Source organism: Mesorhizobium sp. XAP4 (assembly GCF_029269325.1).
GTDB classification, from domain to species: domain Bacteria; phylum Pseudomonadota; class Alphaproteobacteria; order Rhizobiales; family Rhizobiaceae; genus Mesorhizobium; species Mesorhizobium ciceri.
This window is the reverse complement of record NZ_JARIXW010000006.1, coordinates 381,516-404,581: the sequence shown is the minus strand read 5'-3', so window position 1 is coordinate 404,581 and position 23,066 is coordinate 381,516. Positions and strand designations below refer to the sequence as shown.

Below are 23,066 nucleotides of genomic sequence, written 5' to 3'. Positions count from 1 at the left end.
ACAAGACCATGGCCCCTCCCAACACCCGCGACGACATCGCCGCTGTTCGTCAGATGCACCAGGCGCTTGTCCTGCATTATGTCGAAGGCAAGACCCAGGCCGAGATCGCCGGGGAACTCGGCATCTCGCACGCGACCGTCAACCGGCTGATCAAGCGCGGTCACCAGCTCGGTCTCGTCGAGATCAAGATCAAGTCGCCGATCGACCATCTGGTCGACCTGGAAGCGCGGCTGGTGGCGCTGGGCGGCATCGAGCGGGCGATGGTGGTGCCGTCGGTCTCCGAAAATCCGCACACCGCCCTGCAGCGGGTCGGCGAGGCTGCGGCTGGGCTGCTGCTCGACACCATCAAGGACGGCGACACGATTTCGATCACCGGCGGCAAGGGCGTCAGCGCGCTGGTCGCCGGTCTCAAGCCGGGGCGCCGCTACGACGTCGAAATCATTCCCGCCACCGGGCTGGTCCAGGGCAAGCACTACACCGATGTCAACCATGTCGCCTCGCTGATGGCCGACAAGCTCGGCGGCCGCGCCTATCAGATCCATGCGCCGTTGTTTGCCGATACCGCGCCGCAGCGCGAGATGCTGATGGGCATCAGCTCCGTCGCAGACGTGTTTCGCAAGGCGCGCGAGGCCGATGTCGCGGTGGTGGGTGTCGGCTCCATCCTGACCGACGATTCCAGTTACTACGATTTGCATCCGTCCTCGAATGCCGATCGCCAGGCGATCGAGAAGTCCGGGGCAACAGGCGAGCTGCTCGCCCATCTCATCGATCGCCGGGGCAAGCTTTGCAACTACTCGCTCAACCGTTCGTTGGTCTCGCTGACGCTTGACGAGTTCGCGACCATCCCGCGCTCGATCGGCATTGCAAGTGGCGCCAGCAAGGTCGCGCCGATCCTCGCCGCAATGCGCGGAAATCATCTCGACACCATCGTCACGGACGAGGCCACGGGGCTCCAGATCCTCGAGCTGGCCGAACAGGAGGCAGCATGAATTCTCGACAGATCCAGCGGCAGATCGGCAAGTCCGGCATATCGGCGTCGGCCGTGGGCCTGGGCACCTGGGCGATTGGCGGATGGATGTGGGGCGGCACCGACGAGAAGGAGTCGGTGCGGGCGATCGAAGCCTCGATCGATGCCGGCCTCAGCCTGATCGACACAGCGCCGGCCTACGGTCTTGGCCGCAGCGAGGCGATCGTCGGCACCGCCATCAAGGGCAAGCGCGACAAGGTGGTGATCGCGACCAAATGCGGGCTGAACTGGCATTCGGGCAAGGGCGGGCATTTCTTCGACCAGGACGACAAGCCAGTGCATCGCTATCTCGGCGCCGACGGCATCGCCTATGAGGTCGAGCAGAGCCTGCGGCGTCTCGGCACCGATCATATCGACCTCTACATCACCCATTGGCAGGACCCGACGACGCCGATCGCCGAGACGATGGCGGTATTGGAAAAGCTCAAGGCAGCCGGCAAGATCCGCGCCATCGGCGCCAGCAATATCAGCGCCGAGGATCTCGGCCATTATATCGATGCCGGCCAGCTCGATGCGATCCAGGAGCGCTATTCGATGATCGACCGCGACATCGAGAGCAGCCTGCTGCCGATCACTCGCCGCCATGACATCGCCACGCTCAGCTATTCGTCGCTGGCGCTGGGGCTGCTCACCGGCACGGTCGACCCCGGCCGCACATTCGGCGGCGACGACCAGCGCAAGGACAACCCGCGCTTTTCCACGGCCAACCGACAGAAGGTGGCAAAGCTGAAGGAGGCCATCGCCCCTATCGCCGAGAGCCACCAGGCGTCGACGGCGCAGATCGTCATCGCCTGGACGCTCGCCCAGCCGGGCATCACCTTCGCCCTGTGCGGCGCGCGCAATCCCGAACAGGCGCTCGACAATGCACGGGCCGGGGAGATCACGCTTGCGGCAGGCGAGCTTGCGGCAATCGACGCCGCGGCAGCCGCGCATCTCACCGCGATGGATGCCTGAGAAAAAAAGGCAACAGCCCCGATGAACCGTAGCCATACGTTAGCCGGTCTGCGCGACCGGCCTGATATCGCCGTGCTCGTCATCGGTGGCGGCATCAACGGCATCAGCGTCTTTCGCGAACTGGCGCTGCAAGGCGTCGATGTCGTGCTGGCGGAAAAGGGCGATTATTGCAGCGGCGCCAGCGCCGCCCTTTCACGCATGGTGCATGGCGGCCTGCGTTATCTCGAAAACGGCGAATTCAAACTGGTGCGCGAATCGCTGCTCGAACGTGACCGGCTGCTGAGGAATGCCCCGCACTATGTGGCCCCGTTGCCGACGACGGTGCCGATCTTCGACATTTTCTCCGGCCTTGCCAACGGTGCGGTGCGTTTCCTGGGTCTGACGCGGCGGCCGAGCCGGCGTGGTGCGCTGGTCATCAAGACCGGCCTTGCCATGTACGACCTGTTCACCGCCGCACGGCGTTTGATGCCGACGCACAGGTTCAGGGGCCGCGCCGAAACCTTGAAAAAATGGCCGGCGATCAATCCGGCGATCCGCAATTCGGCGACCTACTACGACGCCTGGGTGAGCCGGCCCGAACGCCTCGGCCTGGAGATGCTGCTGGACGCCACGGCGAGCGCGGCGAACGCCCGCGCCTTGAACTACGCTCAGGTATCGTCGACAGGTGATAGCCTCGCCATTACCGACACGCTGACGGGCGAACAACTGCCGGTACGGGCGCAATTGGTCATCAACGCTACTGGCGGCTGGATCGACCTGACCAACAAGGCCATCGGGGCGGCGGCGCAGACGATGATGGGCGGCACCAAGGGCTCGCATCTCATCGTCGACAATGCAGAACTGTTCGACGCGCTCGGCGGCCATATGGTCTATTACGAGAACGAGGACGGGCGCATCTGCATCCTGTTTCCCTATCTCGGCAAGGTGCTGATCGGCTCGACCGACATCCGGGTCGACGATCCGGACAAGGTGCGTTGCGAGGAGGACGAGCAGCGCTACATCCTGCAGTCGCTCGCCTTTGTATTCCCCTCGATCAAAGTAGCTGAAAACCAGATCGTGTTCCGCTTCGCCGGCGTGCGACCCTTGCCCGCCAGCGAGGACAGTTTTACCAGCCGCATACCGCGCGATCATTTTTGCGAGTTCGTAGAAGCGAGCGGGCACCTGCCGGCGACACTGTGCATGATCGGCGGCAAGTGGACCACCTTCCGTTCGTTTGGAGCGCTGGCCGCCGACATGGCACTGAAGCGGCTCGGCCTCGCGCGCAGCCAGGGCACGCAGGACATGGCCATCGGTGGCGGCCGTGATTTTCCGGCCGACCCGGACGCCTGGTGCGCGTCATTCGCCGCCGAGCATGGCCTGACGGTCGAGCGCGCGCAAACGCTTCTGCAGCGCTATGGCACGTCGGCCAGGGATTTCGTTTCGCACCCGGCGGGCGAACAGATGCTGCCGCAGTCGGACTATTCGGCAAGCGAGATGGGGCGCATCATCGAGCGCGAGCAGATCGAGTGCCTTGCCGACCTGTTCTTGCGCCGCACCACCATCGCCATTTCAGGCGGTCTCAGCTTCGACCTCGTCAACGTCGTTCTCGACATGCTGGCGGCGCACAAGGGCTGGAGCGCCAGCGAGGCTGCCACCGAGCGCTCGACCTTCCTCGCCTTGCTGGCCGACCGGCACGGCATCGACCTCCAGACACATCAAAGGAGCGCCCTATGCGCGTAAACAAGAAAGTCCGTATGAACCGGCTGTTCGGCGGCGGCCGCTGCCTCGACGTCGCCATCGATCATGGCGTCTGCAACGAGCCGAGTTTCCTTGCCGGGCTGGAAGACATGGCCAGCGTGGTCAATCAGCTGGTCAAGGCCGGCCCCGACGCCATCCAGATGAACTACGGCCAGGCCGACCTGCTGCAAGCCGTGCCTGGCAAGGACAAGCCGGCGCTGGTGATGCGCATCGACATGGGCAATCCCTATAACAGGATACGCCACCGGGCGATGTGGGCGGTGCTGCAGAACGAAGCCGAGCCCTTGCTTGGCGCCATCGAGATGGATGCGGCTTGCGTCGTGGTCAATCTGTTCATGCTACCCGACGAGCCGGACCTGTTCCGGCAATGCGTGCAGAACATCGCCCGCGTGCGCGCCGATTGCGAGAAATACGGCCTGCCGCTGATGATCGAGCCGCTGGCCATGCTGCCGGTCACCGAGCATGGCGGCTACATGGTCGACGGCGACGCCGATAAGATCGTCACCTTGACCCGGCTTGCCCGCGAGATGGGTGCCGATATCGTCAAGGCCGACCCGACCACCGATCCCAACGACTTCCACCGCGTCGTCGAGGCGGCGCGCTGCCCGGTGCTGGTGCGCGGCGGCGGCAAGGAGGATCTGCGTGCCGTGTTCGACAAGTCGGCCGCCTTGATGGCACAGGGTGCGCTTGGCATGGTCTACGGCCGCAACATCTACCAGCATGCCAACCCGAGCGCTGTCGTGCGCGGGCTGATGGCAATCATTCACGACGATGCCGATGGCGGCGCAGCCTGGGATCTGTACAACCAGGCATAGGCTGCGGTCTCGGGAGGCGCCAATGGCAAGCTATACCCTCGGTCTCGATGCCGGCAACACCGTCATCAAGGCCATCCTCTTCGACCAGTCGGGCCGCGAACTGGCATTCGCCGCCCGTGACGGCCGCTCGTCCATGCCAAAGCCCGGACATGTCGAACGCGACCTCGACGAACTCTGGCGCAATGCGGTCTCGGTCATTGGTCAATGCATCGCTGAAGCCGGTATCGACGCCGGCGAGATCGTCGCCATCGGCTGCGCCGGCCATGGCAACGGGCTCTACGCGCTCGATCGTGCGGGCGCGCCATTGATCGGCATCCAGTCGCTCGACACACGCGCCGTCGACATCGTTGCCGAGTGGGCAGAACAGAATGTCGGCGACCGCACCTACGCACACTGCCTGCAGCGGCCGTGGGCGGCGCAGACGCCGACCCTGCTTGCCTGGCTCAAGCGCTTTTCGCCGGCTTTGTTTGCCAGCATTGGAACTGTGTTCTTGTGCAAGGATTTCGTCGTCAACCGCCTGACAGGTGCGCGCAGCAGCGATACTTCAGATATGTCGGGCTGCGGCCTGCTGCAGATGCAGGACCGCCGCTACGAGCCGGACCTGCTTGCCGCCTATGGGCTCGGCGATTGCATGGACCTGCTGCCGCCAGTGCTGGAATCGGCCGACATTGCCGGCCATGTCAGCGCGGAGGTGGCGGCCCTGACGGGACTGCGCGCCGGCACGCCGGTCGTTGCCGGGCTGTTCGATGTCGTCGCCAGCGCGGTCGGTTCGGGCGTGACCAGAACCGGTGCCGCCTCGGTCATCGCCGGAACCTGGAGCATCAACCAGGTCATCACCGACAAGCCGATCCGCGACCCTTCGATCTTCATGCTGTCGACTTTCGATCGCCAGCGCTATCTGGCGATCGAATCCAGTGCCACCTCGGCCGCCAATCTCGAATGGATCGTTCGCGAATTCCTCGAACATGGCGGCGAAGCCGGCAAGTCGCCATTCGAATTGTGCAGCGAATTGGTGGCGTCCGTCGATCCCACAGCGACATCCCGATCTATCATCCCTTCCTTTATGGCTCGCAGCAGAATGGCCATGCGCGCGCCGGCTTCTACGGCATCGCCGGCTGGCACAGCCGAGCCCATCTGCTGCGTGCGCTGTTCGAGGGGGTCGCCTTCGAGCATAAGCGCCATGTCGAGACCTTGCACAAAGCGGGCGCCGATTTCGACCAGGTGGTGCTGTCCGGCGGCGGCTCGCGCAGCAGCGTCTGGCCGCAGATTTTCGCCGATGTGCTCGGCGTGCCCGTCACCGTGGCGCGCAGCCGCGAAACCGGCGCGCTGGGAGCGGCGATCGCGGCGGGCACCGGCGTCGGCATTTTCGCGGACTACAGTGCCGGTGCAACCGCCATGACAGCGGCCGCCCGACATTTTGTACCCAACGAGACGGTTGCTCACGCATACGCACGGCGGTATCGACTCTATGGCGAGATCAACCAGGCGATGACCCCGATGTGGGAGCGCATCGCCGGACAGCAGGCGCGCACGTGACCGAAGCTTCACCCTCTCCGTTCGGCAGTTACGACTACGTCATCGTCGGTGCCGGCTCCGCCGGCTGCGTGCTCGCCAACCGGCTCTCGGCCGATCCGCGCAACAAGGTGCTGCTGCTCGAGGCCGGCGGCAGCGACCGCTATCACTGGGTCGATATCCCGATCGGCTACCTCTTCTGCATGGGCAACCCGCGTACCGACTGGATGATGAAGACCGAGCCGGAAGCCGGTCTCAACGGACGCAGCCTCAACTATCCGCGCGGCAAGGTGCTTGGCGGCTGTTCATCGATCAACGGTATGATCTACATGCGCGGCCAGGCTGCCGACTATGATGGCTGGCGCCAGGCCGGCAATGCAGGCTGGGGCTGGGACGATGTCCTGCCTTACTTCCTCAAGTCGGAAGACTTCCATGGTGGCAAGAGCGCCATGCACGGCAGCGGCGGCGAGTGGCGGGTCGAACGGCAGCGGCTTTCATGGCCGATCCTTGACGCCTTCCGGGACGCGGCCGAGGAACTCGGCATTCCGCGCACCGAAGACTTCAACACCGGCACCAATGAAGGCTCGGGCTATTTCGAGGTCAACCAGAGGAAGGGCGTGCGCTGGAACACATCGAAGGCCTTCCTGCGTGGCATAGCGGGGCGCAAGAACCTGCGCGTAGTGCTCGGCGCGGAGACCGAACGTCTCGAATTCGACGGCCGGCGCGTCACCGGACTGGTTTTCCGCCAAGGCGGCCGCCTGCATCAGGTCCGCGCTGGACAGACGATCCTTGCGGCCGGCGCCATCAACTCGCCCAAGCTGCTCGAACTGTCGGGGGTGGGTCGCCCCGACCTGCTCTCGGGCATCGGCGTGGATGTTCGTCATGCTTTGCCGGGCGTCGGAGAAAACCTGCAGGACCATCTGCAGATCCGCACCGTCTTCAAGGTCGCCAACACTGCCACGCTCAACCAGCGTTACCACAATCTGGTCAGCCGTGCGTCGATGGGGCTGGAATACGCGCTCAAGCGCAGCGGGCCGCTGTCGATGGCGCCAAGCCAGCTCGGCATCTTCGCCAGGAGCGATCCGCGCCTCGCAACGCCCGATCTGGAATATCATGTGCAACCGCTGAGCACCGACCGTCTGGGCGAGCCGCTGCATCGCTTTCCCGCGGTCACCGTCTCGGTCTGCAATCTGCGTCCGGAAAGCCGGGGCAGCGTGCACATGGGTTCGTCCGACGCGCGGGAGACGGCGAAGATCCGGCCGAACTATCTTTCCACCGAGGGAGACCGCAGCGTGGCCGTCGCGTCGTTGCGCCATGTCCGCAGTTTGATGAAGGCTCGGGCGGTGGCGCGCTTTGCGCCGGAAGAGATGCTGCCCGGCACGCAGTATGACAGCGATGAAGAGCTCATCCGCAAGGCCGGCGATATCGGCACGACGATCTTCCACCCCGTCGGCACCTGCAAGATGGGTTCGGATACGATGGCGGTGGTCGACGACGGCCTGCGTGTTCACGGGCTTGCCGGGCTGCGTGTGGTCGATGCCTCGATCATGCCGACAATCGTCTCGGGCAACACCAACTCGCCGGTCGTCATGATCGCGGAGAAGGCAGCCGAGATGATCCTGCAAGAGGCCCGCTGACCGCCATCGGCTTCAAGCCGTGGCAACACCGCGCGATCGCCGCTTCTCGGCCGCCGCGAGCAGATCGACGAAGGTGCGCACCTTGGCGGGCCGGAACCGGGCCGGCGGAAAGACTGCGTGGATGCCGCCTGACGGCAGGCTCCAGTCGGCAAATACCGGCACCAGCCGCCCCTCGGCGATATCGTCGCTGACGCTGTAGTCCGGAAAGACGCCCAGCCCGATGCCGACGAGCACGCAAGCAAGGGCGGCGGGGCTCTTGTCGCACATGAGGACCGGATTGAGCTCGGTCAGCACCGTTTCGCCATCCCTGGAAAACAGCCATTGGCCGATGCCGCGCAACTGGGTGTTGCCGACCCAGGCCAGCGATCTTGCCTGGTGCGGCGTCAGGTCGGGCGGCAGGCTCGCCGCGAAGCCAGGGCTCGCCACCACGATTTGCCGGATCGTCCCCAGCCGCCGCGCCTGGTTCGAGGAATCGGTGAGCCAGCCGACGCGGATGCCGAGATCGATCTGCTCGTCCACCAGATTGCTGACGGCGTCGTCGAAGATCGCCTCGACGCGCATCTGCGGATAGGTTCTGAGATAGGCCGCCATGACCGGAGCCACCATCTTGGTGCCGTAGTCGAGCGGCGCCGTCAGCCTCAGCGTTCCGCTCGGTTCGACGGTCCCGCGCGAGATTTCGCCATAGGCGGCCTCCGCTTCCCGCAGGATGATCATCGCGCGGTCATAGAAGAGGCGCCCCTCTTCGGTCGGCGTGACACGCCGGGTCGTGCGCTGCAGCAGCGTTGCGCCCAGTTCCTCTTCGAGCTTGCCGATCTGATGGCTGACCACGGCCTTGGCGACGCCAAGCCGGTTGGCTGCGGCCGTGAACGAGCCGGTTTCCATCACCGTGGTGAAGTAGGCGAGCCGATTGAGGTTCAGAAGTTCGGCCAAGCTGGCTGCCATTTGTATGATCAGATCATACAGTTTGTATTATTGGGTGCCATTTATCGCAAGACCCCCACCTGCCACATATCAGCCAACGGCATTCGATCAAGCCGGCAGCCGGATCATGGGTAGCAGCGATTATGAACAATTCAGAAGTGACCTATCTTTTCGATCCGCTCTGCGGCTGGTGCTATGGTGCCACCCGGATGCTCGGCCGGTTGTCGGCCGCCGGCGTGCGCGTCGAGCTGCTGCCGACCGGCCTGTTTTCCGGCGCCGGCGCGCGTCCGATGGATGAAGGTTTTGCGGCGCACGCCTGGGCGAACGACCAGCGCATCGAGCGCCTGACCGGACAATCGTTCACGCCGGCCTACCGGCACAATGTCCTCAATGTCCGTGGCACCCTGCTCGACTCACATGCCGCCACACTCGGCATCACTGCCGCTGGCCTGGAGGACCCTAGCCGCCGGTTTGCGGCGCTGAAGACGATCCAGCATGCGCGCTATGTAGAAGGACGCGATGTCGTGACGATCGGCGGTGTGGCCGAGGTGCTCGCCGCCGACGGCATGGCGGACGCCGCCGAAATGCTCAAGGCGCCGACCGAAACATTGCTGGCGGCTCACCGCGATCAGGTTGGCCGTGGCCGTGCGCTGTTCCAGCGCCTGCATGCCGATGGCGTGCCTTCGCTCGCGGTCATCCGCAACGATGCGCCCCGGCTCATCGGTTCGAACGCGCTGTTCGGCAGCTTCGACAATCTCGTCGCCCACATCGCGGCGGCGTGACCCCATCCTCCAGACCCCCAAGCATAAGGAAACAGACATGGCAAAAGTCGCTCTCATTGGTGCATCGGGCGCTGTCGGTTCGCGCCTTCTCAGGGAACTCTCCGATGGCGGCCATACCGTCACGGGCATCGCGCGCAACCCGGAAAAGATTGTCGCGCTTCCGGGCGTGACGGCCAGGAAGGGCGATGTCTTCGACACAGAAGGTCTCGCGGACCTGATCCGCGGCCATGACGCTGTGATCAGCTCTGTGCATTTCCTGGATAGCGATACCGATGCACTGATCGAGGCGGTGCGCGCCTCCGGCGTGAAGCGCTATCTCGTCGTCGGCGGCGCCGGCAGTCTCGAAGTCGCGCCCGGCAAGCGGCTGGTCGATAGCCCCGACTTCCCGGCGATCTACAAGGTAGAAGCGCAGAAGGGCGCCGACTTCCTGGACAGATTGAAGACGGTCGAAGACCTCGATTGGACGTTCCTGTCGCCATCCGCCATGTTCGTGCCTGGCGAGCGCACCGGCAAATTCCGCCTCGGCAAGGACACGCTTCTCGCCTCCGACAAGGGCAGCAGCATTTCCTTCGAGGACTACGCGATCGTCATGGTCGACGAGATCGAGAAGCCGGCCCATATCAGGCAGCGCTTCACCGTCGGCTATTGAGCGAACGGGTGGTGGCGGCCGGGTCTCAATCGAGGCCGGCCGACGCCAGCCGCATCAGGGTCCGGTTCAATCTCGGTGCTGCCGCCACCAGCGCCTTGCCGATGGCCGATTGCGGTGCGTCGATGACGGTTCGGGCATCGCCGTTCTCGGCAACCCGGCCGGCGTCGAGAAGGATGACGCGGTGGGCGACCGACCGGATGACGCCGAGATCATGTGAAATGAAGAGATAGGCGATCTTTTCCTGGCGCTGCAGGTCGAGCAAAAGCTCGAGGATCTCCCCGCGCACGGAAACGTCGAGCGCCGACACCGCTTCATCGAGCACGATCAGCGACGGCTTCGTGGCGATGGCGCGGGCAATGGCGACGCGCTGCCGCTGACCGCCTGAAATTTCGTGGATGGCACGCGGGGCGAGGTCCGCCGTCAGCCCGACGCGCTCCAGCAAGGCGGCGATGCGGCGCGGGCGCTCGCTGCGGGAAGCGATGCCATGGATGCGCAAGGGATCGTCGAGCACACGCGCCACCGTGGCGCGCGGGTTGAAGGCGGCAAGCGGGTCCTGGAACACCATTTGCAGGCGCGCGCGGCGGGCACGCAGTGCTGCGCTGCGCAGGGCCAGGAAATCGTCGCCTTCGAACTCGATGCGTCCGTCGTCCGGCTCGATCAATCGCAGCACCACCCGCGCGATCGTCGATTTGCCGCTGCCGGAGGGTCCGGCCAACGCCAGCGTTTCACCCGGCTCGATGTGAAAGGAGACATCGTCGACTGCAGCGATGGTGTTGTCGCCGCGACGGTAGCGCTTGGTGAGGTTGGACACCGCCAGCAGGCTCATGCGTGGAGCCCGGCTCGGTTCAGCAGCGGCTTGGTGTCGAGGCCGATATGGGCATCGAGCAATGCGCGCGTATAGGGCTGGGCCGGGGCGCCGACAATCTGCGCCGTCATGCCAAGCTCGACCAACTGCCCATGGCGGAAAACGGCGATGCGCCCGGCAAGCTCGGCCGCCAGCGCGATGTCATGGCTGATGAACAGCAGCGTCATGCCGTCCTCGGTCACCAGGCGTCGGATCAAGGCGACGATCTCGGCCTGCACGATGGTATCGAGCGCGCTGGTCGCTTCGTCGGCGATCAGCAATTTCGGACCGGCCGCAATGGCGGCGGCAATCGCCACACGCTGCTTCTGGCCGCCGGAAAGCTGGTGCGGGAAGGCGCGCAGGGCCGAGTCAGGATCGGGCAGCCGGACGCGTTCGAGCAGGGTTTTGGCCCTGGCATAGGACTGGGACCAGGTGAGGCCGAGATGGGTGCGGGCGACTTCGGCGATTTGTTTGCCGATTGGCATTACGGGGTCGAGGCTGGCGGATGGGTCCTGGAAGACGAAACCGATATCGCGGCCGCCGAGGGGAGGGTGACTTGATCTGGTGAAGAGCATTTGCGGTCTATGCTCTACGAGGCCCCCCTCTGTCCTGCCGGACATGTCCGGCAGGACAGAGGGGGGTGCCTTGGCGCCCAACGTCGACGGTAGGAACCAATCGATCTTTCCTTCAGTCTTGGTGCTTGCCGGCAGCAGCCCTGCAATCGCCAGCGCCAGCGTGCTCTTGCCCGAACCGCTTTCGCCGATGATGGCCAAGCGCTCGCCAGCCTCTATGTCGAGGCTGACATCCTTCAGCGCCGCCACCTCGCTGCCGTCGCGGCGGTAGGTCACCGTCAGGTCGCGGATCGAAGCCAGCGTGGTCACGACAGGCCTCTCCTGACCGCCGTCGTCTCGACGAGGCCTTCACCGGCGAGATAGACGCCGAGCACGGTCAGCACCAGCGCTATGCCCGGGACGATCGACAGGAAGGGCGCGGTGCGCAGGACAGCACGGCCTTCGGCAATCATGCCGCCCCAGGTGACCCGGTTGGGATCGCCCAGGCCGAGGAACGACAAGGCCGCCTCGGTGAGGATCGCCGCGGCGACGATCACCGACGACATCGCCAGCACCGACGGCAAGGCATTGGGCAGCACCTCGCGAAAGGCGATCGCCAGCGGGTGCATGCCGATGACCCTGGCGCCGGCGACATAATCGCGTTCGCGAATGGAGAGGACTTCCGCGCGGGCGACACGGGCTGGTCCGGTCCAGGTGCCAAGCGCGATGGCGATCACGACGATGCCGAGCGACGGTCCGACGACGCTGACGAAGGCCAGTGCCAGCAGGAAACTCGGCACGGTCTGGAAGGCGTCGGTGATGCGCATCAGCACCTCGTCGACGAGGCCGCCGGCAAAGCCGGCCAATGTGCCGACCACTGCCCCGATGACAAGTGCGGCGGCCGCGGCGGCGATCCCGACAGCCAGCGATGTGCGGGCGCCATGAAAAAGCTCGGCCAGTACGTCGCGGCCAAGCCGATCGGTGCCAAGCGGCAGCGACCAGTCCTGGAACGGCGGCAGCAGCGCCGGCCCGGCAATCGCTTGCGGATCGCCGGGGAACAGCAGCGACGCCGACAGCGCCATGGCGATCAGCGCCGCCAGGAGGATGGCGCCGGCGACCGCCTCGGGCGTGCGCAGAAAGCGGCGGAGGGCACTCATGCGCCGGCCTCGCTGGCGCCGACGCGCGGGTCGAGGAAGGCATAGGCGATGTCGACGGCAAGGTTGATGACAATGACCAGGACGGCGCTGGTGAGAATAATGCCGAGCAGAAGCGGCGTATCGCGGGAGGCGACTGCCTCCTGCGCCAGCCGGCCGAGGCCGGGCACGGAAAAGACGCTCTCGATGACGACACTGCCGCCGAGCATCTGCGCCGACTGCAGGCCGAGCATGGTGACCAGCGGCAGCAGTGCATTGCGGGCAATGTGGGCGAGCACGATGCGGCGGCGCGAAAGCCCTCTGGCGCGGGCGGCCAGCACAAAATCCTGCCGCCAGACCTCGGCCATGCCGGCGCGCATCATGCGCAGATAAAGCGCCAGGTAGATGAAGCCGAGGGCCGAAACAGGCAGGATAAGATGGACGGCGATGTCGGCTGCGCGGTCAAGGCCGGTCTTGTCGGAAGCCAGGGTCTCGATGCCGCCGATCGGCAGCCAGCGCAGGTCGACGGCAAAGACGACGATCAGCACCAGTCCGAGCCAGAAACCCGGCACGGCATAGAGCGCCAGCGAGCCGATCGACAGGAGGCGGTCGCGCAAACTCCCGGGCCGCGCGCCGGCATAGATGCCGAGTGCCGAGCCGAGCCCGAAGGAGAGCGCGGTGGCGCTGACCATCAACAGCAGCGTGTTGGGCAGGCGTTCGAGGATCACATCGCGGATCGGTCGGGAGAAGGTCACCGACTGGCCGAGGTCGAGATGCAACAGCGCCCAGAGGTAGTAAGCCAGCCGCGTCAGCTCCGACTGGTCGAGGCCCCAGCGATGACGCAGCAATTCGATCATGCCGGCGTCGCCGCCGGTCGAGACGATGTAGGCGTCGACGGCGTCGCCGGGGGCGGCCTCGAGCAAAAGGAACGTGCCGATGACGACGATCAGCAGCACGAAGATGCTGCCGACGAGGCGGCGGCGGAGAAGGGTGAGGGCGCGGTTCATGGGGGCGTCGATGGGTTGGCGATACGTTGATTAGGACCGCGCCTAGGCACCCTCCTCTGTTCTGCCGGACATCTCCCCCTCAAGGGGGGAGATCGGCTGTCTCTTTTGGCTTCGCCAATCTCCAACGTTGAAGAATTCGCGGGACAGACAAGCGGCCAATCTCCCCCCTTGAGGGGGAGATGTCCGGTAGGACAGAGGGGGGCCTCGTAGAACTCAAAGCCTACGATGATTTCGCGAATTTTCATCCGCGCAATTCTGTCACGATTCCAAATACGTGTCCGCCCAGTTCGACACCGCCCAGCGCGGGTTGTTGGCGATGTTGCCGACGGTGTCTCGCGCGACGCTGATGAAACTCCATTCGGCGACGTTGATCAGCGGCAGGTCGGCAGCCACCGCCTTCTGGAATTCCTTGTAGAGGTCGGTGCGGGCTGATGCGTCGAGCGTCTCCGATGCCTTGGCGATGAGCGCATCGAGCGCATCGTTCTTGTAGCCGCCCTGGTTGGAGAACGGCACGCCGTCCGGAATGCCGCTCTGCACCAGGATGGTGGTCGAGATCGCCGGATCGCCGCGGAACACCGGCGGACCGACCGCGAGATCGAAGGCGTGGTCGGTGTAGACCGCCTTGATGTGCGCGGCCGAGTCGTTGTTGACCAGCTCAGCGTCGATGCCGATGGCGGCGAGCGCCTGGCGCAGATAGTCGCCGAACTGTTTTGTCTCGTTGAAATAGGGCGCAGGCAGCAGTTTCAGCGTGAAGCGCTTGCCGTCCGGGCCTTTCTTGTAGCCGGCTTCATCGAGCAGCGCGTTGGCCTTGGCGACGTCGAAGGCATAGGTCGGCACATCGGCGGTGTAGAATTGTGGATCGTTCTTCGGCACCGGGCCGGTGGCTGTCGCGGCATAGCCGAGGAACACCGTCTTGACGACGAAATCCTTGTCGATGGCATGTGCGATCGCCTGCCGCACTTTGACGTCGGCCAGTTCCTTGCGGCGATGATTGATCTCGACGACGAGTTGATAGGTCAGCCCTTCGTAACCCTTGGTGATCACTTTCAGGCCCGGCACTTTCGAGATGCGGTCGAGGTCGGCCAGCGGCACGGCGGAAAAGGCCGCGAGCTGGATCTCTCCGGCCTCCAGCGCGCTCGCCGCGGACGTGCGATCCGGCAGCACCTGATAGATGATCTCGTCGAGATAGGGCTCGTCCTTGCCCCAGTAGTCGGTGTTTTTGGTCAGCCGGTAATATTGGCCGGCCTTGTACTCTGCGAATTTGAACGGTCCGGTGCCGATGGGCGCGTTGTTGGCCGGGTTGTCCTCGATCTTGCCGACCTCGTAGATGTGCTTCGGCACCACGCTGCTCAGCGCCGGCAGCGCGTTGCGGATCAACTGGAACGGCGTCGGCTTGGCGAATTTGAACACGGCGGTGAGATCGTCAGGGGTGTCGACGCTGGCCAGATCCTTGAACACGGTGCGGCCGAGGTTCTGCAATGGCTTCCAGATCTGCAGCGCCGAGAAGGCGACGTCGGCCGAGGTGAACGGCTTGCCGTCATGCCATTTGACGCCGTCGCGCAGTTTGAACGTCACCGAGAGCCCGTCGGCGGCACCCTCCCAGCTCAGCGCCAGCCTTGGCGCGAGTCCGTCCTTGCCGTCGTAGGAGGCTTCGGCCAGCGTTTCGACGATCTTGCTGGAGATGAAGAAGACGCCGTTGGAAGCGACGATCGCCGGGTTAAGGTTGCGCGGTTCGGAATCGGCGGCAAGCACAAGCCGCCCGCCCTTCTTCGGCGTCTGCGCCCAGCCCGGTGTCGGCATGGCGGTGGAGGCCAGCAGCATTGCCGAGCCGGAAAGCATCGTGCGTCTGGAAATCGTGAAACCTGACATGATCGAACTCCGTCCTCTCCGCCACCCGGTTGGGCGCGCCAATACCCCTCGAACGCCGGCAAGCCCGCCAGCATCCTTGCGGCGGCGATTATGAGCCTTGCCGAGGGTTTCGCCAGAGACGGAATTGGCGCATCCTCGCTTGGCTTTGAAATTTTCGTCCGCTGGACCAGTTTGGAATATGCGCTTCTATCACGTCAATCTGGTAGGACCAAATTGATGGGATACGCGACGGACAAAGGTATGATGACATCGAACGGTGCTGTTTTCCCTATTTCTGGCTGGACCAGAGCGGGCAAAATGGTGCAGATTTGAGTCATGGCCAGGGGATCGCGAGCGGAACGGCCGGCGGTCCCAGGCAATTCAGGGAGAGAGAGATGAACATTGCTCCGGGCAAGAATGCCGTCGGCAATATCCCGTTCGACCAGGCAAGGGTCGACCGGCTGATGGAGGAGGCCGGCATCGATGTGCTGCTCGCCACCTCCAAGCACAACACGCAATACCTGCTGGGCGGTTACAAGTTCATCTTCTTCGCCGCCATGGATGCGATCGGCCACAGCCGGTACCTGCCGATCGTCGTGTACGAAAAGGGCGGGCCGGACCATGCCGCCTATATCGGCAACCGCATGGAGGGCGGCGAGCACCAGAACAATCCGTTCTGGACGCCGACGCTGCACGCCGCCTGCTGGGGCACGCTCGACGCCGCCAACCTTGCGGTCGAGCACCTGCAGAAGATCGGCAAGGCCGGCGCGCGCATCGGCATCGAGCCTGGCTTCCTGCCATCGGACGCCTATACGCTGATCCGCAAGGCGTTGCCGGATGCCAGGCTGATCGATGCGACCGACATGCTGGAGCGCATGCGCGCCATCAAGACCGATGCGGAGCTGGAGAAGCTGCGCACGGCCTCCGAACTGATCACCGATTCCATGCTGGCGACCATTGCCTGGGCGCGTGAAGGCACGACTAAAAGCGAGATCATCGAGCAGCTGCGGCGCGAGGAAACCAATCGCGGCATCCATTTCGAATATTGCCTGCTGACGCTGGGTGCCAGCCACAACCGCGCCGCTTCACCGCAGGCGTGGGAAAAAGGCGAGGTGCTGTCAATCGATTCCGGCGGCAATTATCACGGCTATATAGGGGACCTCTGCCGGATGGGCATTCTCGGCGAACCGGATGCCGAGCTCGAAGATCTGCTGGCCGAGGTCGAGACGGTGCAGCAGGCGGCCTTCTCAAAAGTCAAAGCGGGCACGCTGGGCGGCGACATGATTTCGCATGCCGAGGGCGTGCTGAAGGCTTCGAAGGTCGCGCCCTACACGGATTTCTTCGCCCATGGCATGGGCCTGATCACTCACGAGGCGCCGTTCCTGATGACCAACCATCCGGTGACCTATGAAGGCACCTATGCGGCCAAACCGCTGGAGAAGAACATGGTGCTGTCGGTGGAGACGACCATGCTTCACCCGACACGGGGCTTCATCAAGCTGGAAGACACGCTGGCGGTGACGGAGAGCGGATACGTGATGTTCGGTGATCGGGGCCGGGGGTGGAACAGGGGTGGGACGGCCTAGCTGGTATTGAGGCTGCTGCCCCCTCACCCGGATTGCCATCCGGGAAAAGCAATTCGGGGCAATCCGACCTCTCCCCGAGGGCAGAGGTCGGAGCCGGAACCGAGGAAAGATCACTGCCCCGGCGGGATCAGCCTGAAATCCGGCAGCTCACGCAAAACCAGTTCAGGTCCTGCCGGCGAATAGACGACGAACAGCTGCATCGGCCCGTCGCCGGTGTTGAGCGTCGAATGAAAGCGGCTTTCCGGCACGTAGATGGTGCAGCCGGGGCCGACCTTCTCGACCATCGGGTTGCCCTTCTCGTCCTCGACCATCTGTTCGCCATGGCCTGAGATGACGAAGATGATTTCTTCCGCGCCCGGATGGTTGTGGCGCGTGTGGCCCTTGCCGGAAGGCAGGTCGACGACGCCGCCGGAAAAGCGGGTTGCGCCATTCACTTCGGGCGCCACCGTCAGCGCCAATTTTCCCCAGTCGAACCCGAAGGCGCTGACGTCCTTCGGGTACACGAACACTTTGCTCTTGTCGGTCATCTCACTCATCCCTTCTTTTTCTTGAATGTGGTCTTCTGGCCGCCGAGCGCGACGGCCTTGAAATCGGCCGTCTGCTTGGCGATCGCGGCTTCCGCCGGCAGCCGTTCCATCGAGCTGGCGCCATAGAAGCCGTGCAGGCCCTTGGCCTGGGAGAGAATGTAGCGGGCGTCGTCGGGCATCGAAATCGGGCCGCCATGGCAAAGCAGGATGACATCCTTGCGCACCGAGCGCGCGGCATTGGCGATGGCGTCGATCTCCTGAACGCAGTCGTCGAGCGACTTGGCTGACGTGGCGCCGATCGAGCCGCCTGTCGTCACCCCCATATGGGCGACGACGATGTCGGCACCGGCCTTGGTCATGGCGCGGGCCTCGTCGGGGTTGAAGACATAGGGCGTGGTCAAGAGATCGAGCTTGTGCGCCTCGGCGATCATGTCGACCTCGAGGCCGAAGCCCATGCCGGTTTCCTCGAAGCTCTGCCGCATGCTGCCGTCGAACAGGCCGATGGTGGGAAAATTCTGCACGCCGGAAAAGCCCATCGTCTTCAGCTCTGCCAGCAGCAGCGGCATGATGACGAACGGGTCGGTGCCGTTGACGCCGGCCAGCACCGGCGTGTGTCTGACCACCGGCAACACCTCATAGGCCATTTCCTTGACGATCTCGTTGGCATTGCCATAGGCGAGCAGGCCGGCGGCCGAGCCGCGCCCGGCCATGCGGTAGCGGCCGGAATTGTAGATGATGATGAGGTCGATGCCACCGGCCTCCTCGGCCTTCGCCGACAGGCCGGTGCCGGCGCCGCCGCCGACGATCGGCACGCCCTTGTCGATCATTCCCCTGAATTTCTTCAAGATGTCCTTGCGCGGTATGGCGGGCATTTTTTGAGGTCTCTCACTGTCTGGCGATGTCGAGGAAGGCCGCTGTTGCAGCCCTTGCGAATTCCGGGTCGTTGATATGCAGCGGCAGGCGCGTCACGCGCCGCTTGCCGTTGGGCTTGATGGTGCGCTCGATGGCATCGAACAGAACGGCGTCGGCTTCCCGGTCGAAGAAGGCGCCGCCTTCGATGTCGAGCGCCGAGACGCCTTTTTCCGGGATGAGAAAATGCACCGGCCCCTTGCAGCGGGCGAGCCTGGTGCCGATCCACTCGCCGATCGCACGGCATTCGTCCGCCGTGGTGCGCATAAGCGTGACATTGGGATTGTGTTCGTAGAACAGCCGGTCGCGATAGTGTTCCGGGATGGTCGAAGGCGCCCAGAAGTTCACCATATCGAGCGCGCCGACGGAGCCGACATAGGGCAGCCCCGTGCGTGCGACGGCGCCGAAACGATCCTCCGTCGCCGGCAGCACGCCGCCGAACAGAAGATCGCAGACTTCGGTCGTGGTGATGTCGACGACGCCGGACAGCAAGCCGCTGTCGGCCAGCTTTTCCATGCTGCGGCCGCCGGTGCCGGTGGCGTGGAAGACCATGCAGTCATATCCGGAACGGAGCTGGTCGGCGATGGCGGTCACGCAAGGCGTGGTGACGCCGAACATGGTGAGGCCGATCGATGGTTTGCCGTCGGGTGGTGGCGCCGGGCTGGCCGCCATGCCTGATATGGCTTGAGCCGCGTTGTGCAACACGACACGGGAGAGCCGGTTCAGTCCGGCCATGTCGGTCACAGAAGGCATCATGATGATGTCGGAGACATCGACGTAGGGAGCGGTGTCGCCGGAGGCGAGCGTCGAGACCATGATCTTGGGCAGGCCGAGCGGCAGGGCGCGCATGCCCGACGTGACGATCGATGTGCCGCCACCGCCGCCAATGCCGATCATGGCCGCGATGTCGTTGCGCGATTGGGCAAAGCGGGCGAAGGCGATGCCCATTGCGGCGACCGCGGCGCCGCGATCATTGCCGCCGAGCACGGTTTCACTGCCGCCGGGATGATGGTCGGCGATTTCCCTCGCGCTGATATCGACGGGGATGGTTGCGTCGCGCGTTCCGACATCGACACGACAAACGAGGGCGCCCGCAGCCGTGATTGCATCGGCCAGGAAGGCGAGTTCCTCGCCCTTGGTGTCCGCGGTCCCCACCACATAAATACGCTTCATTGCGCTCTCCCAATCTTGGCAGGCGCGATGCCGCCCCCATCGCTCATTGCCCGGGCCACTCGACGATGCGGACGCCATTGCAAATTTTTGAGACGCGCGTATCGTATTGGTATGAATGTCTCACGTCAACAATCCGCTGCGAGCGACGAGGCTGAACGGGCAACCGGCCCAGTGCCCGAACGTGGGCCGCGCGCGCGGACCAAACGGCTGATGCTGGAGACGGCAACAAGGCTGATGCAGGCGGGCGTCACGCCCTCGGTCAGCGAGGTCGCCGAGGCGGCCGAGGTTTCCCGCGCCACCGCCTATCGTTACTTCCCGAGCCAGTCGGCACTGGTGCAGGCCGTCGTCGACGAGGGGCTGGGGCCAATCCTCACCTGGCAATCGACCTCCGCCGATGCCGAGCGCCGGGTCGCCGAGCTGTTCGACACGGCCATGCCGCGCATCGAGGCCTTCGAGGCTACGTTCAAGGCAGCACTGAAGCTGTCGCTCGATCAATGGGCGCGGCGTCAGGCCGGCACGCTGGGCGGTGAGCCCGCCTTTACGCGTGGCCACCGCATCGACCTGCTGAAGGATGCGATCGCGCCGCTCAAGGGCCGTTTGCCGCCGCGCGACTTCAAGCGGCTGGCACAGGCGCTGTCGCTTATCTTCGGCGTCGAGGTGCTGATCGTGCTCAAGGATATCTGGGGGCTGGACAGCCGCCGGACGATGTCGGTCGCACAGTGGGCGGCCGGGGCGCTGGTGCGTGCGGCAGTGGCGGAATCGGTCGATGAAGGAGGCAGCCTCGATCCGAAGGCAGTCGTGAAATAGAGCCTAACTGGTTCGACCAGATTGGCATGCACACTACTGATCTTAGCGGTTGGGTGGGGTATCAGACAATACCCGATCATATCACTGAGTAGGAAAATCTTGGTAAAACAGGCAGATAAAGCGGTAATCCGATGGAAATGGCCACGTCAAGCTGCCAAGAAAGGGCTTGACGCGCATGCAAAATTGGTAATACCAGATTGGATCAGAAAAGCGGATCGAAAGTGAGGGCTGCGATCCATTTTCCGGCGGGGCGAGGAGGCTCGAAACCGGAAAGGTGCGATCACGGGAGGAACTACCAGGGCCGGCCACGTTGCCGGCTCGCACGATAAGGTAGAACGCGCACAAGGGAGGAAATCATTATGCGCAAGTTAGTGACCAGCGTACTTGCTGGTATCGGCTTAACGCTTGCCTGCGGAACGTCCGTTTACGCGCAGGAAAAGTCACTCACCATCTTCTGGGCTGAATGGGATCCCGCAAACTATCTGCAGGAGCTCGGCAACGAGTACGAGAAGCAAACCGGCGTCAAGATCACGGTGGAAACCACCCCGTGGGCCGACTTCCAGACCAAGGCCTTTACCGAGTTCAACGCCAAGGGCAGCGCCTATGACCTGGTCGTCGGCGACTCGCAATGGCTTGGTGCCGCCTCCGAGGGCGGTCACTATGTCGACCTCACCGACTTCGTCAAAGAGAACAAGGTTCTCGACAAGATGGCTCCGGCGACGGTCAAGTTCTACTCCGAATATCCCGGCAACAGCGGCAAATACTGGTCGATCCCGGCCGAGGGCGACGCCGTGGGCTGGGCCTACCGCAAGGACTGGTTCGAGGATCCGAAGGAAATGGAAGCGTTCAAGGCCAAGTATGGCTACGACCTTGCCGTTCCGAAGACCTTCAAGGAAATGACCGACATCGCGGAGTTCTTCAACAGGCCCGACCAGAACCGCTACGGCATCGCCATCTACACCCAGAACCAGTATGACGGCCTGGCGATGGGCTTCGAGAACGCGCTGTTCTCGTATGGCGGTGAGCTCGGCGACTTCGGCACCTACAAGGTCGACGGCATCATCAACTCGGACAAGGCGGTGGCCGCGGCGGAAAACTACCGCAAGCTGTTCGGCTTCACGCCTCCGGGCTGGACCAACGCCTTTTTCGTCGAGAACAACCAGGCCATCACCGAAGGCCTGGCGGCGATGAGCATGAACTACTTCGCCTTCTTCCCCTCGTTGATCAACGAGGCGTCGAACCCGAACGCCAAGAACACCGGCTTCTTCGCCAACCCGGCAGGTCCAGGTGGCGAGCAGTTCGCCGCGCTCGGCGGCCAGGGCATTTCCGTCGTCTCCTATTCCAACAACAAGGAAGAGGCGATGAAATTCCTGAAGTGGTTCATCCAGGACGATACGCAGAAGAAGTGGGCGGCCCTCGGCGGCTACACCTGCAACAAGGCCGTGCTGGAATCGGCCGAGTTTCAGAACGCCACGCCCTACAACAAGGCCTTCTACGACACGATGTTCAAGGTCAAGGACTTCTGGGCGGTGCCGGAGTATGCGGAACTGCTGCAGCAGCTCAACCAGCGTGTCTATCCGTACATCGTAAACGGCGATGGTACGGCCAAGGAAATGCTGGATGCGCTGGCGAAGGATTGGGACGCCACGTTCAAGAAATACGGCCGCGGCCAATAACCGACATGTAGTGCGGAGGAGGCCTGCGCCTCCTCCGTTTTCTTTTTCAGGAATGGGAGCAGGTCTTGGCGACCACAATGATCACACCGCTGAATACCTCCTCCAGAGCCGCCTCTCGCGGCCTCAGCGACATTTCGATACGCAACCTCTTCATCATTCCGACGATCGTGTTCCTGATCGTCTTCAACATCTTTCCGCTGATCTATTCGCTCGGCTATTCCTTCACCGACTTCCGCGCATCGACCAATGCGCCGGCCAATTTCGTCGGACTGAAGAACTATCGCGAGCTCCTCAGCGACCCTTATATCTGGAACAATTTCGCGGTGACCGCGAAATACGTCATCGTCTCGGTCGTCGGTCAGGTTGTCGTCGGCTTTGGAACGGCAATGCTGCTCAATCGCACCATTCCGCTCAAGGGCCTGATCACGACATTGCTGCTCTTGCCGATGATGCTCTCGATGGCGGTGGTCGGCCTGTTCTGGAAGCTGCTCTACGATCCGTCCTGGGGTGTCATCAACTACGTGCTCGACCTCGGCAAATTCCAATGGCTCGGCGACCCGAAGATGGCGCTCTACGCGGTCGCGTTCACGGACATCTGGATGTGGTCGCCCTTCGTCATGCTGTTGTCGCTCGCCGGGCTTTCGGCGGTGCCGAAGCATCTTTACGAAGCTGCCGCGATCGACCGCGCCGGGCCTTTCTATACCTTCTTCCGCATCACGCTGCCGCTGGTCGCGCCGATCCTGATGATCGCGGTCATCTTCCGCACCATGGAAGCCTTCAAGACTTTCGATCTTGCCTATGTGCTGTCGACGCAGCCGAGCACGGAGGTGATTTCCATCCGTCTCTACAAGATGGCTTTCCAGGAATGGCAGACGGGGCGCTCCTGCGCGCTTGCCTATATCGTGCTGATCATGGTGCTGGCGATCACCAACATCTATGTGAAATACCTCAACAAAGTTAAGGAGCGCTGA

Annotated in this window: 21 protein-coding genes and 1 pseudogene; 13 read left to right on the top strand and 9 right to left on the bottom strand. The window is 63.8% G+C overall.

The features are described from left to right. Positions 1-8 precede the first annotated feature (8 nt). From P3C39_RS25860 to P3C39_RS25835, 6 genes and pseudogenes are all read left to right on the top strand, one after another. The gene (locus P3C39_RS25860) at positions 9-989 is read left to right on the top strand and encodes a sugar-binding transcriptional regulator (protein WP_275954550.1); all 981 of its coding nucleotides are present in this window, start codon (positions 9-11) and stop codon (positions 987-989) included. Then, the gene (locus P3C39_RS25855; RefSeq protein ID WP_027161269.1) at positions 986-1,981 is read left to right on the top strand and encodes an aldo/keto reductase; all 996 of its coding nucleotides are present in this window, start codon (positions 986-988) and stop codon (positions 1,979-1,981) included. Before P3C39_RS25860 ends, P3C39_RS25855 begins: the two co-directional genes overlap by 4 nt. Positions 1,982-2,002: 21 nt before the next feature. Continuing rightward, positions 2,003-3,700: a glycerol-3-phosphate dehydrogenase/oxidase gene (locus P3C39_RS25850; RefSeq protein WP_275954549.1), complete on the top strand. Its 1,698-nt coding sequence runs from the start codon at positions 2,003-2,005 to the stop codon at positions 3,698-3,700. 14 nt (positions 3,701-3,714) lie between these two features. Next, entirely contained in the window at positions 3,715-4,533 is an 819-nt protein-coding gene (locus P3C39_RS25845) for an aldolase (protein ID WP_024504448.1), read from the top strand. A gap of 22 nt (positions 4,534-4,555) precedes the next feature. Next, positions 4,556-6,069 (top strand): annotated as a pseudogene (locus P3C39_RS25840) (FGGY-family carbohydrate kinase). Beyond that, positions 6,066-7,682 (top strand): GMC family oxidoreductase, encoded by a 1,617-nt coding sequence (locus tag P3C39_RS25835; protein ID WP_275954548.1) that lies wholly within the window; start codon positions 6,066-6,068, stop codon positions 7,680-7,682. Before P3C39_RS25840 ends, P3C39_RS25835 begins: the two are co-directional and overlap by 4 nt. A gap of 12 nt (positions 7,683-7,694) precedes the next feature. On the opposite strand, the gene P3C39_RS25830 is transcribed toward P3C39_RS25835, so the two are convergent. Continuing rightward, entirely contained in the window at positions 7,695-8,612 is a 918-nt protein-coding gene (locus P3C39_RS25830) for a LysR family transcriptional regulator (protein ID WP_224620221.1), read from the bottom strand. 134 nt (positions 8,613-8,746) lie between these two features. Between P3C39_RS25830 and P3C39_RS25825 the strand changes: the two genes are divergently transcribed. Together P3C39_RS25825 and P3C39_RS25820 are read left to right on the top strand one after the other, a co-directional pair. Next, on the top strand, positions 8,747-9,385 hold the full coding sequence (locus P3C39_RS25825; protein ID WP_024504444.1) for a DsbA family protein: 639 nt from the start codon (positions 8,747-8,749) through the stop codon (positions 9,383-9,385). Between the two features lie 37 nt (positions 9,386-9,422). Next, positions 9,423-10,034 carry an NAD(P)-dependent oxidoreductase gene (locus P3C39_RS25820; RefSeq protein ID WP_275954547.1) on the top strand — a complete coding sequence of 204 codons (612 nt, stop codon included), beginning with the start codon at positions 9,423-9,425 and terminating at the stop codon, positions 10,032-10,034. Between the two features lie 25 nt (positions 10,035-10,059). Here P3C39_RS25820 and P3C39_RS25815 read toward each other — a convergent pair whose 3' ends face one another. The 5 genes from P3C39_RS25815 to P3C39_RS25795 form a co-directional block, all read right to left on the bottom strand. Beyond that, positions 10,060-10,860: an ATP-binding cassette domain-containing protein gene (locus P3C39_RS25815; protein WP_063173128.1), complete on the bottom strand. Its 801-nt coding sequence runs from the start codon at positions 10,858-10,860 to the stop codon at positions 10,060-10,062. Further along, positions 10,857-11,759, bottom strand: a complete 903-nt coding sequence (locus P3C39_RS25810) for an ABC transporter ATP-binding protein (protein WP_275954546.1) — start codon at positions 11,757-11,759, stop codon at positions 10,857-10,859. The genes P3C39_RS25815 and P3C39_RS25810 overlap by 4 nt, the downstream gene beginning before the upstream one ends. Then, positions 11,756-12,586, bottom strand: coding sequence for an ABC transporter permease (locus tag P3C39_RS25805; protein ID WP_275954545.1), 831 nt, complete (start codon positions 12,584-12,586; stop codon positions 11,756-11,758). Before P3C39_RS25805 ends, P3C39_RS25810 begins: the two co-directional genes overlap by 4 nt. Then, complete coding sequence (locus P3C39_RS25800) at positions 12,583-13,569, bottom strand: ABC transporter permease (protein ID WP_275954544.1); 987 nt, start codon at positions 13,567-13,569, stop codon at positions 12,583-12,585. Before P3C39_RS25800 ends, P3C39_RS25805 begins: the two co-directional genes overlap by 4 nt. 258 nt (positions 13,570-13,827) lie before the next feature. Continuing rightward, complete coding sequence (locus P3C39_RS25795; RefSeq protein ID WP_275954543.1) at positions 13,828-15,438, bottom strand: ABC transporter substrate-binding protein; 1,611 nt, start codon at positions 15,436-15,438, stop codon at positions 13,828-13,830. 90 nt (positions 15,439-15,528) lie between these two features. Here P3C39_RS25795 and P3C39_RS25790 point away from each other — a divergent pair, with 90 nt between their 5' ends. Together P3C39_RS25790 and P3C39_RS25785 are read left to right on the top strand one after the other, a co-directional pair. Further along, a complete protein-coding gene (locus P3C39_RS25790; protein WP_275954542.1) occupies positions 15,529-15,750 on the top strand; it encodes a hypothetical protein in 222 nt (73 codons plus the stop codon). Positions 15,751-15,812: 62 nt separating this feature from the next. Next, complete coding sequence (locus P3C39_RS25785; RefSeq protein WP_013529489.1) at positions 15,813-17,003, top strand: Xaa-Pro peptidase family protein; 1,191 nt, start codon at positions 15,813-15,815, stop codon at positions 17,001-17,003. Between the two features lie 110 nt (positions 17,004-17,113). On the opposite strand, the gene P3C39_RS25780 is transcribed toward P3C39_RS25785, so the two are convergent. The 3 genes from P3C39_RS25780 to P3C39_RS25770 are packed head-to-tail and all read right to left on the bottom strand — an operon-like array spanning position 17,114 to position 19,612. After that, positions 17,114-17,530, bottom strand: coding sequence for a cupin domain-containing protein (locus P3C39_RS25780; protein WP_013529490.1), 417 nt, complete (start codon positions 17,528-17,530; stop codon positions 17,114-17,116). A 5-nt stretch (positions 17,531-17,535) separates the two neighbouring features. Further along, positions 17,536-18,402, bottom strand: a complete 867-nt coding sequence (locus tag P3C39_RS25775; RefSeq protein ID WP_013529491.1) for a phosphoenolpyruvate hydrolase family protein — start codon at positions 18,400-18,402, stop codon at positions 17,536-17,538. A 13-nt stretch (positions 18,403-18,415) separates the two neighbouring features. After that, positions 18,416-19,612: a Tm-1-like ATP-binding domain-containing protein gene (locus P3C39_RS25770; protein ID WP_275954541.1), complete on the bottom strand. Its 1,197-nt coding sequence runs from the start codon at positions 19,610-19,612 to the stop codon at positions 18,416-18,418. A gap of 111 nt (positions 19,613-19,723) precedes the next feature. Here P3C39_RS25770 and P3C39_RS25765 point away from each other — a divergent pair, with 111 nt between their 5' ends. The 3 genes from P3C39_RS25765 (at position 19,724) to P3C39_RS25755 (ending at position 23,066) form a co-directional block, all read left to right on the top strand. Further along, positions 19,724-20,419, top strand: coding sequence for a TetR/AcrR family transcriptional regulator (locus P3C39_RS25765; protein WP_013529493.1), 696 nt, complete (start codon positions 19,724-19,726; stop codon positions 20,417-20,419). A 359-nt stretch (positions 20,420-20,778) separates the two neighbouring features. After that, positions 20,779-22,095 carry an extracellular solute-binding protein gene (locus tag P3C39_RS25760; protein ID WP_013529494.1) on the top strand — a complete coding sequence of 439 codons (1,317 nt, stop codon included), beginning with the start codon at positions 20,779-20,781 and terminating at the stop codon, positions 22,093-22,095. A gap of 65 nt (positions 22,096-22,160) precedes the next feature. Further along, positions 22,161-23,066, top strand: a complete 906-nt coding sequence (locus tag P3C39_RS25755; protein ID WP_013529495.1) for a sugar ABC transporter permease — start codon at positions 22,161-22,163, stop codon at positions 23,064-23,066.